The sequence below is a fragment of the Aquitalea sp. USM4 genome, assembly GCF_004328945.1.
Classification (GTDB): domain Bacteria; phylum Pseudomonadota; class Gammaproteobacteria; order Burkholderiales; family Chromobacteriaceae; genus Aquitalea; species Aquitalea pelogenes.
Genome location: NZ_CP029539.1, coordinates 2689346 through 2704805 on the forward strand (window position 1 = coordinate 2689346; position 15460 = coordinate 2704805).

The window sequence follows — 15460 nt, forward strand, 5'->3', positions numbered from 1 at the left end:
CTGGTGGAAATGTGCCGGCAAACGCCATGTTTTCGCGTTTAATGCCATGACTGCCGGCTTTTCCTGCATATGTCATCGAAAATCGGCAGCTTGGTTTTACACGGATTTACCGGGCCGGTTTTTCGTTATACTTTTGTATGAGTTACAAATCAGCACATTTTTCTATTCTGTTTGCAAGCACTGTTTTTAATGCATGCCTGGCCGGGCAGGCAGAGAACCTTCTCATGACTGATGCCCTACGCATCCTCCTTTGTCGGCAGACCGCACCTGGAGTGACAGCATGACCGATCACCCCGCATCCCGTCTTGAGCAAGAGCTGGCTGCTGCCGAGAAGCAGCCATGGTTCCAGCTGCGTTTTCTCCCTGCGCTGGAGCAGTCTTTCCAGTCCTCTACGTTTGATCAGCGCATGCGCCGCTACCGCGTATTCGGTGCGCTGGGCATTGTGGTGTTCATGTTGTACGGCCTGATCGACAAATATTATCTGGCCGATGTCTACGGCCAAATCTGGATGTGGCGCTGGCTGATTTTGCCAGCTATCGGCGTGGCGTCCATCATCAGCAGTTTCTGTCCGCCTTTACGCCGCTGGTACGAATACACGGTCGTGATTGCCGGTACGGCCTTTGTGCTGGGGCTGATCTGGTTTTTCTCGCTCAGCCGCATGCCCACTGCCCAGCATTACTATGGCGGAGTGATGCTGTGCCTGGTATTCCTGATGTTCGGTCTGCGCATCCCGTTCCGGCTGGCCTGTTACAGCAGCGTGGTCAGCCTGCTCTACCTTGGCTGGGTGCTGGTGGACTGGCCATTTCTCGAACAAAGCACCCGCTCGCTGATTTTCATCCTGGTGATTTCCTGTGTCTTGCTGGGTTTGCTGGGCTTGTTCCAGCTGGAAAAGGAAGCGCGTCGCAGCTATGTGCTGTCCCTGCAGTTGCAGCGCGATCATCGCCAGTTGCAGCAGGGTTTCCGCTATTTGCAGCAATTATCCAGCGCTGACGGCCTCACCGGCCTGCACAACCGGCGCTATTTCGACCAGCAGCTGCAAGCCGTATGGGATGCACGGCTGCGGCAGAAGTCGGACATCGCGCTGCTGTTTTTCGATGTCGATTATTTCAAGAAATACAACGACAGCCAGGGACACCAGATGGGTGACGATGCGCTGATCCAGGTCGCCCGGGTGATCGGCAGGCATGCCGATGCCAGCCAGGGCTGCGCGGCGCGCTATGGTGGCGAGGAGTTCGTCTTGCTGCTGTCGGCTTGCAATTTGCGTCAGGCGGGCCAGTTGGCTGAGCAGATCCGTCAGGATGTCGAAGCGCTGGCCTTGCCCCATCCCACCTCGCAGTGCGGCCATGTGGTCACCATCAGCATCGGTCTGGCGGTGGCTCACTCCAGCATCAGCCAGAAACCGGAGTGGCTGGTACGCACCGCAGATGCCGCCCTGTATCAAGCCAAAAAACAGGGACGCAATTGCATCGTCACCATGCACTCCTGTCAGCCACTGCCAGGGTGAAGCACGACAGCGAATTAGTTGATTAGTCTGTTTAATGAAACAATGTTGCCCGGTTTGATGGATTTATCTGTCTTTATCCAGACGCTAAAGTACGCGCCATCATTCATCACGCACCGTCACTGGCGGTGCTAGCGGAGCACATCATGGCACGTCACACCACACTCTTCTTGTCTCTTTCCCTGTTTGCCGGCTTGTCTGCCAGCCTTGCCCAGGCCGCCGAACCGTTGCAATTGTCGGTTTATCAGGCCGATGACAACAGCTTCAATGTCACCTCGGTACTGGTCAGCGGCCAGCATGATGCCGTGTTGATCGACACCGGTTTCACCCGCGCCGATGCCTACCGCATTGCCGCCCGCATTCTGGATAGCGGCAAGCAGCTGAAGGCCATTTACATCAGCCAGGCCGACCCTGACTACTATTTTGGTGCCACCACCCTCAAGCAGATTTTCCCCAAGGCAGAGCTGCTGGCTGCTGCGCCCACACTGGCGCGTATAGAGGCCAATGTGGCCGGCAAGGTAGCGTTCTGGGGGCCGAAAATGGGTGATAATGCGCCGTCCACGCCGCTGACCCTGCCGCATGCCCTCAAGGACTCCCGGCTGATGCTGGAAGGGCAGAGCCTGGAAGTGCGCGGCAGCACGGGTGTGCTGGCACACCGCGGCTATGTATGGATTCCTTCCATTCGCGCCATCGTGGGCAATGTCGGCGTGGTGTCCGGTCTGCATGTATGGACGGCTGATACTCAGCGCAAGGAAGAGCGTCAGGCCTGGCTGGCCCAGCTGGATGAAATGGAAGCCTTGCAGCCGAAACAGGTGATACCCGGCCACATGGCAGCCAATGCACCCACCGGCCTTGCCAGCATCCGCTTCACCCGCAGTTATTTGCAGCAGTTTGAACAGAATCTGGCCCTGTCAGGCAATAGTGGCGAGTTGATCCAGCGCATGCAGCAGGCCTTCCCGCAAGCCGGGGAAGCCATGTCGCTGGAAATCGGTGCCAAGGTCAACAAAGGTGAAATGAAATGGTAACTGCCACCCTGCATTACATTTACGACCCGCTATGCGGTTGGTGCTATGCCGCTTCGCCACTATTGCAGGCGGCGGCCAGTCTGCCCGGCCTTGATATGCAGTTGCATGCGGGCGGTATGATGAGTGGTAGCCGCCGTCAGGCGGTCACCCCGGCGCTGCGCGACTACGTCATGCCCCACGACCAGCGCATCGCCAGTCTTACCGGCCTGCCGTTTGGCCAGGACTATTTCGATGGCCTGTTGCGGGATGAAATGGCAGTGTTTGATTCGACACCGCCGATTGCCGCCATCCTGTTGGCCACACAACTGGGCCTGCCGGCCTTGGCCATGTTGTCGGTGTTGCAGCGTGCCCATTACCAGCGCGGACTGCGCATTGCCGACCCGGCCGTGCTGGCCCGGCTTGCCGGTGAACAAGGGCTGGATGCCGCCGTATTTGCTGCCCGACTGGGTGAGGCAATGGATCTGGCAGAAGCCCATATCCAGACCAGCCGCAGCCTGATGCAGCAATATCGTGTACAGGGTTTCCCCAGCCTGTTGCTGGAGCGGGACGGACAATGGCAGCGCGTGGATGTGTCGCCTTGGCTGGGACAGCCTCAGGCCTTTGCTGTCGCCTTGCAGCAGGAATTATTGCCTGCGGCAGAAGCGGCTGGCCCGGCTTGTTCGGTCGATGGGTGTCAGCTGCCTAGCTGACTTCCAGACCGGGCGGGCAGTCAGCAAGGGTGGTGCGCCCGCTCAGGCGCAGCGTACCACCACCAGAGAAATGTCATCGTGGTTTTCATTCCCGGCCAGATGCCGGTTGACTGCCTGGGTGATGGCGCCCTGAATGTCCAGCGAACCCGCTTCGCGTATGGCTTGCAACACACCATCCAGCCCCAACGGTTCCTTGTCGGGATTGCTCGCTTCGGTGACGCCATCCGAGCACACCACTAGTGCCCCGCTCTCCTGCCAGCTGAAATAATCCAGCGTGGATTCGAAATCGCTGTCCGGCAAAATACCCAGCGGTGGCGAGCGCGAAATAAAGCTCTTCTTCACCTCGCCATCGCGGTCCACATACATTGCACAGGGAATGCCACCGTTCCACACCGCAATGCGGCGCAGCTGGTAGTCCACTTCAATCAAGGCGGCAGCAACAAAGCGTCCAATCGGCAAAATGGTGTGCAGCTTGCGATTGATGGTGCGGGCTATTTCCTGCACCGGCAGATTGCGGTCACACATGGCAAAGAAGGTATCCACCGCGGGTAAACCGCAAATGGCTGCGGCCAGCCCGTGGCCGGTGCTGTCTGCCAGCATGATGCGGTCCAGCCCCGGGCGGCTGCGGCGGATGCAGATGGTATCACCGCTGAAGTTCATCGCCGGGCGTTGCCACTGCTGGATATTGGGCGGAGTCTGCTCGGCGCGGCGGGTAAACCGGTCCAGCACCATCTGGGCAAACATCTGCTCTTGTTCGTTGATGCGGTAATACGCTTCCAGCCGCTCACTGTCATGCGCAATGCGCTGTTGCATTTCAGAGATGCGAATCAGCACATGCAGCTTGGCGGTGAGGATATCCAGGTCAATCGGCTTGGTGAGATAGTCATCCGCCCCCATGGTCAGGCCGCGCAGCAACTGGCTGCGATCGGACAAGGAAGTGAGGAAGATGATGGGAATCCAGTGCTCGCCCAGTAGCTGGCGGATGGCGCTGGTGGCGGCAAAGCCATCCATCACCGGCATGGTGACATCCATGAAAATCACGTCAGGCCGCTGCTGGATGCAGTAATCCACTGCCTCCTGGCCATTGCATACGGCCACGGCGGTATGGCCCAGCAGCCGGATGTAATCAATCAGGATCTGACGGGATGTCGGGCTGTCTTCCGCAACCAGAATGGTCAGCGCGCGGGTCATTCAACAAACCTTGTGGGGGAAAGGGCAGGGCACGGCGCTGCCTGTGACATAAGCGGTCGCATGTCCAGCTACTATAGAGCGCTCCGGCAGTTTATGCCATTAGCTTGGCAATGATTCCGCAAACTTTAACAAACAACGTGGGCAGATCGGCATGACTGTTGTAGGCTTGCCGCACTATTTTCAACTGGAGCGATGTTGATGACCATCTGGGTTGATGCGGATGCCTGCCCGGCTGTGGTGCGTGACATCATCTGCCGGGCGGCTCAGCGTACTGGCAGTAGTGCGGTATTCGTGGCCAATCGCATGACGGCCCTGCCTGCCAGCCCATATTTGCGCGCCATCGTGGTTGCCAAGGGCTTTGATGTGGCGGATGCCGAAATCGCCAGACAGTGTGAGGCGGGAGATCTGCTGGTGAGTGCGGATATTGCACTGGCCGCGCAGGTACTGGCCAAAGGCGCTGCTGCCATCAATTTCCGTGGCGAACCCTTCTCTGCGGACACCATCGAAGGGCAGCTCACCATGCGTGATTTCATGGATACCTTGCGAGCCAGCGGTATTCAGAGTGGTGGCCCCCCGCCTTTTGGCCAGGCCGATCGTCAGCAATTCGCTGCCAGACTGGACCGTTGGCTGGCTACCGGTCGTACAGCTTGAATGGTAGCCGTCAGCTGCATGCGCACCGTCGGGTATTGTCCTCGGTATGTCGCTCCACAAGTTTTGGATTGTGCTGACGATAAAGAACAGAGGCCCGCCAAACGGACTCCCTTAAATGGCCATTATTTTCATAAGCCACTTATTTTTAAATAATAATTTTAAATTGAAATAAATTCGTATCAGGCGTTGAGTGTGATGCTATTATCATATTCGCCTTGCCAGCAAGGGGTGTTGCGGAATGGTCCGACGCACCGTTTAGCCGAGAGAGTGTTCATTTGAGCCCAATCATGGATACACGTGCCATCGCCACTTTCGATTTGCACTCCGAGCAATATGCGCGCTATCGCCCGCAATACCCGGACATGCTGTTTCGCTGGTTGCAGGCCTCAGTGTCGAATCATCACCGTGCCTGGGATTGCGCAACCGGTACCGGGCAGGCTGCGGGCAAGCTGGCCTTGCTGTTCGACCGTGTCGATGCTTGTGACATCAACCATAGCCAGCTGGAAGCGGCCGAGCGCTCTGCCAATGTGTTCTATCTGGAGTGCCCGGTCGAACAATCCCCTTACGGTGATGCCGTTTTCGACCTGATTACCGTAGCGCAGTCTCTGCACTGGTTTGATTTCTCCCGCTTCTGGCCGCAGGTGGAACGCACACTCAAGCCCGGTGGGGTATTTGCTGCCTGGGGCTACGACTGGTTCCAGGTGTCACCCGAAGTGGATGACGCCATGCGTTTTTTCCGGGCGGTGATCGAGCCGTTCTGGTCCAGCTGCAGTCAGTTGCTGTGGGATGGCTACCGGCATGTCGGCATGCCGCTGCCTGCGCTGGATACGCCACGTTACCAGATCACCATGCAATGGAATCTGGAACAACTGCTTGGCTATCTCCATACCTGGTCTGCCACCAAGCTGTGCGTGCAGAGCCTGGGCAATCACGTGCTGAACGATGCGCGTCAGCGTCTGGCTCGGGGTTGGGGAGACGCTGCCACCGTGCGGCGTGTGGTCATGCCCTTGCATTTCATTGCCGGACGCAAGCCGCTCTGACCTGGAAAGTGCTGCTCGCTTCCATCAAGCAAACCGAGGTACTACCAGAAGAATGGGTCACTTCATGGAAAGGCCCGGTGTTGCCGGGTCCCGTGAAGTCCTGGCAAATCATTTTGTCAGCAGGTTGAAAAAAACCGGCACAGCCGGTTTTTTTACGTTCTGTGCCGACCGTGTGCCTTTACTGCTGGCGATGCGATTCCGCTTCCAGATCGGACAGCAGAATGTTCAAGGCATCCGAGGAACGCACCAGCTCCCACAGCGAGGTTGCCAGCGAGGCAATCATCAACAGCAGGCTGATGCCAAAGGATAGTTCGCCCAGCTGCTGCCAGCCGGTGTAAATCTGGAACATGGCCATGGTGCAGAGAAACAGGCTGCCTATGCCGAGAAACTGCATCCATTTGATCAGCTGGATACGGGTACGCAAATTGCCGATCTGCAACAGGATCTTGGGATTCTGTTCGGCTTTGTAATCGGTATACAGATTGCGGATGATGCTGGCCAGTCCGAGGAAACGGTTGGTATAGGCCAGCAACAGCAGCGAAATGGCAGGGAACAGCAGGGCCGGGGTGGTCAGGTTCAGTGCAGCATGCATGGTGTTCAGGAGTTCTCGTCTATCAAAACGTCGATGCCGTTGGGCGTTTGGTCAAACAGCTGGATGATGTCGGGATTTTTCATCCGGACACAACCCAGCGAGGTCGGTGTGCCAAAGGCAACATGTTCGCCCGCTCCATGCAGATAGATGGCGCGGTCGTAACTGTCTACATTACCACCCTGGTTCTTGCTCGGTTCATCACCGCATAACCACAGGATACGGGTCAGAATCCAGTCTTTTTCCGGATATTGCCGGTGCAGTTCCGCCGTGTATTTCCATGGGGTGACCCGCCGCCGGAAAATGATGGTGTTTTCCTCTGCGCCAGCACCCAGCTTGTCGCAGACATGGTGCCAGCCGCGCGGGGTCTGGTAGCTATTGCTCATTTCTCCTACGCCACGCCGGGCAGTGGAAACCAGATAATGTTGCTGCAGGCGACCCCATTCATCAAACAGGCTCAGACTTTGGCTGCGGATGCCAACCAGTATCCAGGGCTGGCCGTAATGGCGCATATTGGCACGGGTTGCTTGCAATGGCACAGCCTGCTGTTGCAGCACAAAGGCGGCATCAAGGCTGCCATCCGGTGGCAGGGCTTCCGCCTGTACCGGCAGCATGGCAGCGCTCGCCAGTAACAACACAGACAATAGATGGCGCATCATCTCATTCCCGCGCCTTGCGACGCGCAGCAAAAAAGCTGCTGAGCTGCTGGCTGCATTCTTCTTGCATCACGCCCCCCCAGATCGCGGTATGGTGGTTCAGTTGCGGCAGGGAAAACAGATTCAGCACACTGCCGGCTGCGCCGGTCTTGGGCTCGCTGGCACCATAAATCACCCGCGACAGGCGGGCTTGCAGAATGGCACCGCTGCACATGGCACAAGGTTCCAGTGTGACATACAGGTCGCAGCCGTCCAGTCGGTAATTACCCTCATGCAGCGCGGCCGCGCGCAAGGCTTGCATCTCGGCATGGGCGCTCGGGTCACAGCGGCCTGCCGGCTGGTTGAAGCCGCGGCCAATGATCTGGCCATTCTTCACCACGATGGCGCCGACCGGGACTTCCTGCTGTGCTGCAGCCAGGGTGGCCTGCGCCAGTGCCTGTTGCATGAAGTGCTGGCAGGTAGCCGGGTCGGGCGGCATGGCAACCGGCGGATGTGCGGCCAGCTGTCGGCTCAGCTCCTGTTTGTCCAGCTCGGTCAACCCCGACCAGTGTATGCCGCGGGCTGCGGCTTCCAGCGCGAACAGCAAGCGTTTGGTGACGGTATGTCCTGCTGCCTTGAGTTGCAGAAAGGTCGAGACACTGCCTTGCTGCAGCAATTGATGCCGCGAGCAAATACCCATCTGTTGCAGCCACAGCACTGCCGCCGGGGGCAGGGGCGGTGTTGCAAGCGGGGAGTCTGGCAAGGTGGACATGGCAGGTGGCGGTGGTCAACGGAAACATCACTATTTTAGCCTGATCGCGCCGCAACTTCGTGATGGCTGTTTAAAGAAACGGCCCAAAATGCCGATAAATGCTGGTCACCATCTTGATACCCAGCCCATGTCCCTGCCTTCTGTCAGTGAATCCGGTATTGCCAGCTTGTGGTCCCGCGTGAACCGCCAGCCATCTGCACCTGCTGCTGCCAGCCCGGTCATGAATACGACAGACGCCGCATCCGGCAGCACATCATCCGGCAGCACATCATCCGGCCCTGCAGTCTGGTCCGCTAGTGATCCGGCACGGCAGGCCGTCAACCAGTCGCTGCATCAGGCACTGGCGCAGTGGCAACAACAGCAATCCAGCCAACTCAAACAGGCACAGCAACGCAAGCAGAGCAATAGTCAGCCACTGGATGCCAACCGCATGGAAATGCTGAAGGAGAGAGTGAAAAACCTGCGGCAGATGCTCATGCTGGTAGGTAAGGACAAAGGTGGTTTGCGTGCGATTGCCCTGCAGTTGAAACAAATCACTGCCGAGTTGCGGCAGATGGTGGCCAATGCCAGCGGGCAAGGGCAGGCGTCCGTCATGGAAGTGAGCGTCAATGTCACCAGCGGCGGCAGTGTCGCCAGCGATCAGACCGACCATGCCGCGGATCAGGCCGATCGTGCTGTTGCCAGTACCGATGATGCTGCCACGGCGGCATCAGACAACAGTGCAGTGGCACCAGCGCAGGCGGCAATGGCGAGCACTGGCAGTGCAGGCAATCAGGGCTTGGGCGGCAATATGGAGTTGCAGGCCTTGCTCAACAGCATCAAGGCCATTGCCCAGTGGCTGAAGCAGCGTAGCCAGCAGAGCCAGGGGCAGGATGAAGGGCTGAAAAAGTGGCTGGATGGCAGTCAGCAGGATCTGGCAGCCATCGACCATATGCTGGCAGGTGGAAGCAATAACGCTCAGGGTGAGCTGAGTGTCAGCATCCAGCTTGCCACGGGTGGTGAAGCGGGAGAAAGCGAGACGTCAGATGCCGGCAGTGCTGGCAATGTAAATGTTCAGGCCTGAAACCATCTGCTGGAGCCCGTCTTGCACATCAGCCAGGCGGTCAGCGTGCTGGCCAGAACTTGCTGGCCAATTTCCATAACAACATCAGCCGGGTACCACGACGCAGCCAGCGGCGTAATGCTTCGGAAGGGAGCACCCCGGCCAGGGTGGACAGGATGCCGCCAAGACGTCCACCATCGGCAAAGGCCTTGAACCCTTCACCAGCCATGCCAAGCGGATGTTTGCGCAGCTGCTCCATTTCCAGGCTCAGCTTCACGCGCAGGACTTCTCCCTTCATTAGCAGCAACTGTTTCTTGATGGCGCGATCCTGCGGTTTCATGTCAAAGCTTTCCGCTCAGGCTGTCCCAGTCCTTGCGGACTTCGGTCAGGGTATCGGTAAAGGGGGAAGGGCTGCGTCGGGCGCGTTGGCGCAGCTGCCACAGCAGGGCCACGCCACCTCCTGTGCTGCACAGCATCAGGCCGCCCAGCAGCAAGGGACGCCAGCTGTCCGGAGTCAGCACCAGTACCAGCAGCAAGGCGGACAGCAGGCCCACCAGGAGCAGGATCAATGCCAGCCCGCCTAACAACAGGCTGAACAGCAAGGCGTCCTTTTGCTCATCCGCCTCAAGCACCAGCAGTTCAATACGGGTAAGCAGCAAGGAAAACACCCCGCCCAGCAGCGAACGCAAGCTGCCGGGGCGGGGCGGACGGGAAGAGTTGGCAGACATGCAGCAGCTGCGCGCTTAACGACGTGAAACCAGCATGCCCAGCAGGAAGCCTACGCCAGCGGCGATGCCAATGGATTTCCACGGGTTTTCGTGAACATAGTCGTCGGTTGCCTTGGCTGCCACCTTGGCCTTGCCGACCACCACTTTTTCGGCTTCCAGCAGGCGCGACTTGGCCAGACGGATATTTTCAGCCAGACGCTTGCGCAGTTCACGGCCTTTCTCGCCGCCTTCGTCACCCGCTGCACCCAGCAGGTCCTCGGTACTGGACAGTACCTGACGAACATCATCCAGCAGTTGTTCTTTTTCCTGATTCAGTGCGGCATCGGACATGGTGATTTCCTCGATGAAATTGAAACGGGTAAACAAAATCAGACTGCAATGCGGAACGGATGGTTCCCTGCACAGACTACGCCCTTTGACCGTATCAGTGGAGCGACAGTCCGTCAAATGCAGGCGGTTTGCCTGATACTGCGGTGCCACATCTCCTGAAGGTCACAGGTCATTCATTCGGGATGAGATTGTATATATCAGATCATTCAAGGATTGATGACAAGTTTTCTATGGATATCATTTGTTCTGCCTGCAGCTAATCGGGATAATACATCCCCAATTTCAGGCGGTTTTTCATTTGCATGCACATGGCAAGTGAAGCTGCCTGGTGATAACAAGCGTCAGCCTGTCCGTATGGCAAACCGAGCCCGTGTTGTTCGACCTGCGGAGAGGAGCTGGCACACTGGTTTGATGATTCCGATGGGACCAAGGCGGCATGACACCACTGTCCATTTATGTTCTGACTTTCAATAGCGAAAAATACTTGTCTGCCATCCTGCAGGCAGTTGCCCCTCTGGCCGACGATTTGCTGGTGGTGGATAGTGGCAGTTCCGATCAGACCGTGGCCATCGCCACACAGTGTGGTGCCCGGGTACTACATCGCCCGTTTGATGATTTTCGTCAGCAGCGTGATTTTGCCCAGCAACAATGCAGGCATGATCACGTGTTCTTTCTGGATAGTGACGAGATTCCCAGTCCCGAGCTGGTGGCTCACCTCCTGCAACTCAAGCAGAGCGGATTCCAGCACGATGCCTATGCAATCCAGCGTGACTGGATTGTAATGGGGCAGCAGGTGCACGCTTTATACCCGGTAGGTTGCCCGGATTTTCCGGTGCGCATTATCGAGAAAAACCGGGTGAGGCTTTCCGAGCAGGCTGTGCATGAGGATTTTGTCGGCTACCGCAGCCGTGGCCGGATTGAACTCCCCATCAAGCATCAAACTTTCCATTCCATGGACGAAATCAATCGCAAGCTGGAGCTGTATACCAATCTGGATGCCAGCGATCTGGCGCGCATGAGTAGCCGCAAGAACTTTGCCCTGCGTCAGTGGACCAGCCCAGTTGGAGCGTTTTTCAAATGGTATGTGAAGAGTGGTAACTGGAAGGATGGCCGGGTCGGGCTGATTCTGGGTGTGTATGCCGCCCGCTTTGCTCATCGCAAATACAAGAAGGCCTTGCAGATAAGACGTGAGACTGGCCTCTGAGTCCAACGCGTTGTGGGTGGATTCGAACATGACAAAGCCGGTCATTGACCGGCTTTGTCATGTCTGGGGTTCTGGGCTGGCAATGTTTCAGACTGCCTCGAACCAGCTGTCGTCATGCCAGGCATCCAGCAATTCGCTTACCTCCGCCCTTCCAACGGCGGGATAGGCACTGACCCATGCGTGCAGACTGTCCCGTTGAGCCAGCGTGACACTGCCACTGGTGTAGGTGGTAATAAAGCCGCTGCTTTCATCGCCACCGTAAGTCAGCCCCAGTGCCTCGACTTGTTCAATCAGGGCTGCAACATACTGTTCCCGTGCGGCTTCATCCATAGGTGCAGCAAATTGCACGGACAAGGTAAAACCGTACTCGGTGAATTCACCTGCGTGGTGTTTCTTGCGCTGGCGGCGGTTCCAATTGGCAAGGCGGCGACGGGATGGGATGACGAGATAGTTCATTATTGACCTTTAATGGTGGCCAGGCAGCCATCTGTGGCTTCGGCAAAATGCAAGGATTGCCAGATTATAAAGAAAAAGCCCGGTTTCCCGGGCTCTGGATAACATGCTGGCTGTCCACATTCTGTCCAGGCAGCCTGCTGGGCAAGGTAGCGCAGCATGACACACTTCAACGCTTGTTCTCTTGCTCAGCATTACCTGCCTGGTGTGTAGCCAGCTGATATTTATCGGTTTTTATTCCCACTCAATCGTTGCCGGCGGTTTGCCCGATACATCGTAAACCACGCGGTTGATGCCGCGCACTTCGTTGATGATGCGGTTGGAAGCGCGACCCAGCAGGGAGTACGGCAGCTCTGCCCAGTGGGCGGTCATGAAGTCGCTGGTGACCACGGCACGCAGGGCAACCACGTAGTCGTAGGTGCGGCCATCGCCCATCACGCCAACCGATTTCACCGGCAGGAACACGGCAAAGGCCTGGCTGGTGAGGTCGTACCAGTTTTTGCCGGTTTTCTCGTCCACGGTGTTGCGCAGCTCTTCAATGAAGATGGCGTCGGCCTGGCGCAGCAGGTCGGCGTATTCCATTTTGACTTCGCCAAGGATACGCACACCCAGGCCCGGGCCCGGGAAGGGGTGACGGTACACCATGTCGTGCGGCAGGCCCAGTGCCACGCCCAGTTGACGGACTTCGTCCTTGAACAGCTCGCGCAGCGGTTCCAGCAGCTTGAGGTTCATGTCTTCCGGCAGGCCGCCCACATTGTGGTGGCTCTTGATGGTGTGGGCCTTTTTGGTCTTGGCACCGGCGGACTCGATCACGTCCGGGTAGATGGTGCCCTGGGCCAGCCACTTGGCATTGGTCAGCTTGTTGGATTCAGCCTGGAATACTTCCACGAACTCGCCGCCGATGATTTTGCGTTTCTTTTCCGGATCGGTTTCGCCGGCCAGCTTGCTCATGAACTGTTCGGTGGCATCCACGTGGATGACCTTCACGCCCAGGTTCTGCGCAAACATTTCCATCACCATCTTGCCTTCGTTCAGGCGTAGCAGGCCGTGATCAACGAAGACGCAGGTCAGTTGCGGGCCGATGGCGCGGTGAATCAGCGCAGCCGCAACCGAGCTGTCCACACCACCGGACAGGCCGAGGATGACTTCTTCATCACCGACTTGTTCACGGATTTTCTTTACCGCTTCGTCGATGTAGTTGGGCATGGTCCAGCTGGGCTTGCAACCGGCCACGTGCAACACAAAGCGATGGATCATTTCGGTGCCGCGCTTGGTGTGGGTGACTTCCGGGTGGAATTGCACACCGTAGTAGCCGCGGTCTTCATCGGCCATGGCGGCGATGGGGCAGGACGGGGTTTCGGCAATGACATGGAAGCCGGCCGGCAGGGCGGTAACCTTGTCGCCGTGGCTCATCCACACGTCCAGGAAGCCGTTGCCGGCGTCGTCGATATGGTCTTGCAGGCCTTCCAGCAGTTTGGAGTGATGGCGGGCCTGGATCTGGGCGTAGCCGAATTCACGTTTGTCACCGGCTTCTACCTTGCCACCCAGGCTTTGCGCCATGAACTGCATGCCGTAGCAGATGCCCAGTACCGGGATGCCCAGTTCGAACAGGGCCGGGTCTGCCTGGTAGTCGGATTCGTACACTGAGTTGGGGCCGCCGGACAGGATGATGGCCTTGGGGCCGAATGCACGGATTTCTTCAATCGGCATGTCAAACGAATGAAGCTCACAGTAGACGTGAGCTTCGCGTACGCGGCGGGCAATCAACTGGGTAACTTGAGAGCCGAAGTCGAGAATGAGGATCTTGTCCATGCCTGTCCTTGGTAGGTTCCGTTGGCCCGTGGGCCTGTCGTTCAATGAGTAAATGGTTTGCCGTTTCAGCGCAGGTCATGCTGGTCCGGCAGGGAGCGCCAGCGTGCGCTGCGCTCCGGAATTCGGTCGCTACGCGACAGCAGCATCAGGAGACCGGCCAGTACCATGCCCAGCGACAACAGATGACTCAAGTGTAGTCCCATATTGTCACGCAGGTAGATGGCGGCTCCGGCATAGATCAGCAGCGGGCAGCTGACCAGGGTGGATTTGTTCAGGCCATCCAGCAATCCCAGCAACACGCCGGCAATGATCAGCAACAGTGCCAGCAGGGTGCTGGTACTGGGCAGCAGCGCGGTGCTTTTCAGAAACCAGACCGCACCCAGGCAAATCAGTGCAATCGGCAGCGCGGCACTTTTTTTCATGCGCCACCTCGCTGGTTTTTCATCAGGCGCTGCTTTTCACGCTGCCATTCGCGGTCTTTTTCCGAGTCACGCTTGTCGTGCAGCTTCTTGCCCTTGGCCAGGCCAACCAGGGCCTTGATATTGCCTTTGCTGTAGTGCAGGTCCAGCGCCATCATGGTGTAGCCGGCACGTTCCACCTTGCCGATGAAACGGTTGATTTCGGATTGCGACATCAAGAGTTTGCGCGGGCGTACCGGGTCTGGCTTGACGTGGGTGGATGCGGACTGCAGGGCGGTGATATGGCAGCCAATCAGCCAGAAAGCGCCATTTTTCCAGTCGATATAGCTTTCTTTCAGCTGGATGCGTCCGGCACGGATGGCCTTGACCTCCCACCCTTCCAGCACAAGCCCGGCCTCGAGTTCTTCCTCGATGAAATAGTCATGGAAGGCTTTGCGGTTCTGGATGATGCTCATGCGCCTGAGGTTTCCGTGGCATTGAATGGGAATCGGCTATTCTACCAGAAGCTGGCCGCAGGCCAAAATTCCTGAAAATCAGCGGCTTGTCTGCAGCATGAAGGCTGGGCCGGACAGGGCAGATGGCTTTTGGTAAACTGCTGGGCTTGAACCATTTTGCACAGTGTGCGCTTGTCCCATGCAGGTTGTTGAAAAAAAAGTTCTGGTTGCCCATACCCCGGCGCAAATGTTTGCGCTGGTGGACAAGGTAGAGAATTACCCGCGTTTTCTGCCCTGGTGTGCCAAGGCGGAGGAGCATTCACGTGAGGGTGATCAGCAGGTAGCCAGCCTGCATATCGATTACCTGAAAATCCGCCAGCATTTCACCACGCGCAATACCCTGCGTGACGGGGAGAGCATCCTGATGGAGCTGGTGGAAGGGCCTTTCCAGCATTTGCAGGGTTTGTGGCAGTTTACGCCCCTGGGGGATTTTGGCTGCAAGGTGGAGTTCAGCTTGCGTTACGAGTTTTCCAGCAAATTGCTGGAAAAAGTGATCGGCCCGGTGTTTGGCCATATTTCCGGTACGCTGGTGGATGCTTTCATCAAACATGCCGACAAGGTGTATGGCGATGACTGAGCGGTTTACGGTGGAGGTGGCCTGTGCCTTGCCGCAGCGGCAGTGCATCATGTCGCTGGAGGTGGCTGCGGGCTGTACTGCCATCGAGGCGGTGCAGCAGTCCGGCATACTGGCGCAGTTTTCCATGGTGGACAGCAACAATCTCAAGCTGGGCATCTTCAGCAAGGCCATCAAGCCGGACACGGTGTTGCGTGCCGGCGACCGGGTGGAAATCTATCGTCCCTTGCAGGCCGACCCGAAAGCAGTGCGTCGGCAGCGGGCTGAGGCGGGGAAGGGTATGAGCAAGGGCGGCGAAGAATGAAAAAACC

Annotated in this window: 20 protein-coding genes; 9 read left to right on the top strand and 11 right to left on the bottom strand. The window is 57.7% G+C overall.

Annotated features, from left to right (window positions below; translation table 11 throughout):
- The first annotated feature begins 280 nt into the window (after nucleotides 1-280).
- The 3 genes from DKK66_RS12430 (at nucleotide 281) to DKK66_RS12440 (ending at nucleotide 3215) form a co-directional block, all read left to right on the top strand.
- On the top strand, nucleotides 281-1504 hold the full coding sequence (locus DKK66_RS12430; protein WP_045847431.1) for a diguanylate cyclase: 1224 nt from the start codon (nucleotides 281-283) through the stop codon (nucleotides 1502-1504).
- Between the two features lie 143 nt (nucleotides 1505-1647).
- Nucleotides 1648-2526 (top strand): MBL fold metallo-hydrolase, encoded by an 879-nt coding sequence (locus tag DKK66_RS12435; RefSeq protein WP_045847430.1) that lies wholly within the window; start codon nucleotides 1648-1650, stop codon nucleotides 2524-2526.
- On the top strand, nucleotides 2520-3215 hold the full coding sequence (locus DKK66_RS12440; RefSeq protein ID WP_131358526.1) for a DsbA family protein: 696 nt from the start codon (nucleotides 2520-2522) through the stop codon (nucleotides 3213-3215). The genes DKK66_RS12435 and DKK66_RS12440 overlap by 7 nt, the downstream gene beginning before the upstream one ends.
- Before the next feature lie 42 nt (nucleotides 3216-3257).
- Here the strand turns inward: DKK66_RS12440 and DKK66_RS12445 are convergent, their stop codons facing one another.
- Complete coding sequence (locus DKK66_RS12445; protein WP_131358529.1) at nucleotides 3258-4406, bottom strand: PP2C family protein-serine/threonine phosphatase; 1149 nt, start codon at nucleotides 4404-4406, stop codon at nucleotides 3258-3260.
- Nucleotides 4407-4604: 198 nt separating this feature from the next.
- Between DKK66_RS12445 and DKK66_RS12450 the strand changes: the two genes are divergently transcribed.
- Both DKK66_RS12450 and DKK66_RS12455 read left to right on the top strand, forming a co-directional pair.
- On the top strand, nucleotides 4605-5057 hold the full coding sequence (locus tag DKK66_RS12450) for a YaiI/YqxD family protein (protein ID WP_131358532.1): 453 nt from the start codon (nucleotides 4605-4607) through the stop codon (nucleotides 5055-5057).
- A 287-nt stretch (nucleotides 5058-5344) separates the two neighbouring features.
- On the top strand, nucleotides 5345-6097 hold the full coding sequence (locus DKK66_RS12455) for a class I SAM-dependent methyltransferase (protein WP_062790745.1): 753 nt from the start codon (nucleotides 5345-5347) through the stop codon (nucleotides 6095-6097).
- A 178-nt stretch (nucleotides 6098-6275) separates the two neighbouring features.
- Here the strand turns inward: DKK66_RS12455 and DKK66_RS12460 are convergent, their stop codons facing one another.
- Genes DKK66_RS12460 through tadA form a run of 3 tightly spaced genes read right to left on the bottom strand, consistent with a single transcriptional unit; the run spans nucleotide 6276 to nucleotide 8093 of the window.
- Nucleotides 6276-6689 carry a DUF2721 domain-containing protein gene (locus DKK66_RS12460; RefSeq protein ID WP_045847426.1) on the bottom strand — a complete coding sequence of 138 codons (414 nt, stop codon included), beginning with the start codon at nucleotides 6687-6689 and terminating at the stop codon, nucleotides 6276-6278.
- A gap of 5 nt (nucleotides 6690-6694) precedes the next feature.
- Nucleotides 6695-7345, bottom strand: a complete 651-nt coding sequence (locus DKK66_RS12465; protein ID WP_242673491.1) for a L,D-transpeptidase — start codon at nucleotides 7343-7345, stop codon at nucleotides 6695-6697.
- A gap of 1 nt (nucleotide 7346) precedes the next feature.
- Nucleotides 7347-8093, bottom strand: coding sequence for a tRNA adenosine(34) deaminase TadA (gene tadA / locus DKK66_RS12470; RefSeq protein WP_131358535.1), 747 nt, complete (start codon nucleotides 8091-8093; stop codon nucleotides 7347-7349).
- A 127-nt stretch (nucleotides 8094-8220) separates the two neighbouring features.
- On the opposite strand from tadA, the gene DKK66_RS12475 reads away from it, so the two are divergent.
- Entirely contained in the window at nucleotides 8221-9156 is a 936-nt protein-coding gene (locus DKK66_RS12475) for a hypothetical protein (RefSeq protein ID WP_131358538.1), read from the top strand.
- A 40-nt stretch (nucleotides 9157-9196) separates the two neighbouring features.
- Here the strand turns inward: DKK66_RS12475 and DKK66_RS12480 are convergent, their stop codons facing one another.
- The 3 genes from DKK66_RS12480 to DKK66_RS12490 are packed head-to-tail and all read right to left on the bottom strand — an operon-like array spanning nucleotide 9197 to nucleotide 10193.
- Nucleotides 9197-9475, bottom strand: coding sequence for a hypothetical protein (locus tag DKK66_RS12480; protein WP_045847423.1), 279 nt, complete (start codon nucleotides 9473-9475; stop codon nucleotides 9197-9199).
- Nucleotide 9476: 1 nt separating this feature from the next.
- Nucleotides 9477-9863, bottom strand: a complete 387-nt coding sequence (locus DKK66_RS12485; protein WP_045847422.1) for a phage holin family protein — start codon at nucleotides 9861-9863, stop codon at nucleotides 9477-9479.
- Between the two features lie 15 nt (nucleotides 9864-9878).
- Complete coding sequence (locus DKK66_RS12490; RefSeq protein WP_045847507.1) at nucleotides 9879-10193, bottom strand: YqjD family protein; 315 nt, start codon at nucleotides 10191-10193, stop codon at nucleotides 9879-9881.
- A gap of 436 nt (nucleotides 10194-10629) precedes the next feature.
- Here DKK66_RS12490 and DKK66_RS12495 point away from each other — a divergent pair, with 436 nt between their 5' ends.
- Complete coding sequence (locus DKK66_RS12495) at nucleotides 10630-11397, top strand: glycosyltransferase family 2 protein (RefSeq protein ID WP_131358541.1); 768 nt, start codon at nucleotides 10630-10632, stop codon at nucleotides 11395-11397.
- An 87-nt stretch (nucleotides 11398-11484) separates the two neighbouring features.
- Here the strand turns inward: DKK66_RS12495 and DKK66_RS12500 are convergent, their stop codons facing one another.
- The 4 genes from DKK66_RS12500 to smpB form a co-directional block, all read right to left on the bottom strand.
- Nucleotides 11485-11853, bottom strand: a complete 369-nt coding sequence (locus tag DKK66_RS12500) for a 50S ribosome-binding protein YggL (protein ID WP_131358544.1) — start codon at nucleotides 11851-11853, stop codon at nucleotides 11485-11487.
- A 231-nt stretch (nucleotides 11854-12084) separates the two neighbouring features.
- Nucleotides 12085-13662, bottom strand: coding sequence for a glutamine-hydrolyzing GMP synthase (gene guaA / locus DKK66_RS12505; protein WP_045847419.1), 1578 nt, complete (start codon nucleotides 13660-13662; stop codon nucleotides 12085-12087).
- Between the two features lie 65 nt (nucleotides 13663-13727).
- Entirely contained in the window at nucleotides 13728-14084 is a 357-nt protein-coding gene (locus tag DKK66_RS12510; protein ID WP_045847418.1) for a hypothetical protein, read from the bottom strand.
- Entirely contained in the window at nucleotides 14081-14536 is a 456-nt protein-coding gene (smpB, locus tag DKK66_RS12515) for an SsrA-binding protein SmpB (RefSeq protein WP_131358547.1), read from the bottom strand. The genes DKK66_RS12510 and smpB overlap by 4 nt, the downstream gene beginning before the upstream one ends.
- 178 nt (nucleotides 14537-14714) lie before the next feature.
- Between smpB and DKK66_RS12520 the strand changes: the two genes are divergently transcribed.
- Both DKK66_RS12520 and DKK66_RS12525 read left to right on the top strand, forming a co-directional pair.
- On the top strand, nucleotides 14715-15152 hold the full coding sequence (locus DKK66_RS12520; protein ID WP_045847416.1) for a type II toxin-antitoxin system RatA family toxin: 438 nt from the start codon (nucleotides 14715-14717) through the stop codon (nucleotides 15150-15152).
- Nucleotides 15145-15453, top strand: a complete 309-nt coding sequence (locus DKK66_RS12525) for an RnfH family protein (protein WP_045847415.1) — start codon at nucleotides 15145-15147, stop codon at nucleotides 15451-15453. The genes DKK66_RS12520 and DKK66_RS12525 overlap by 8 nt, the downstream gene beginning before the upstream one ends.
- The last annotated feature ends 7 nt before the right edge of the window (nucleotides 15454-15460 follow it).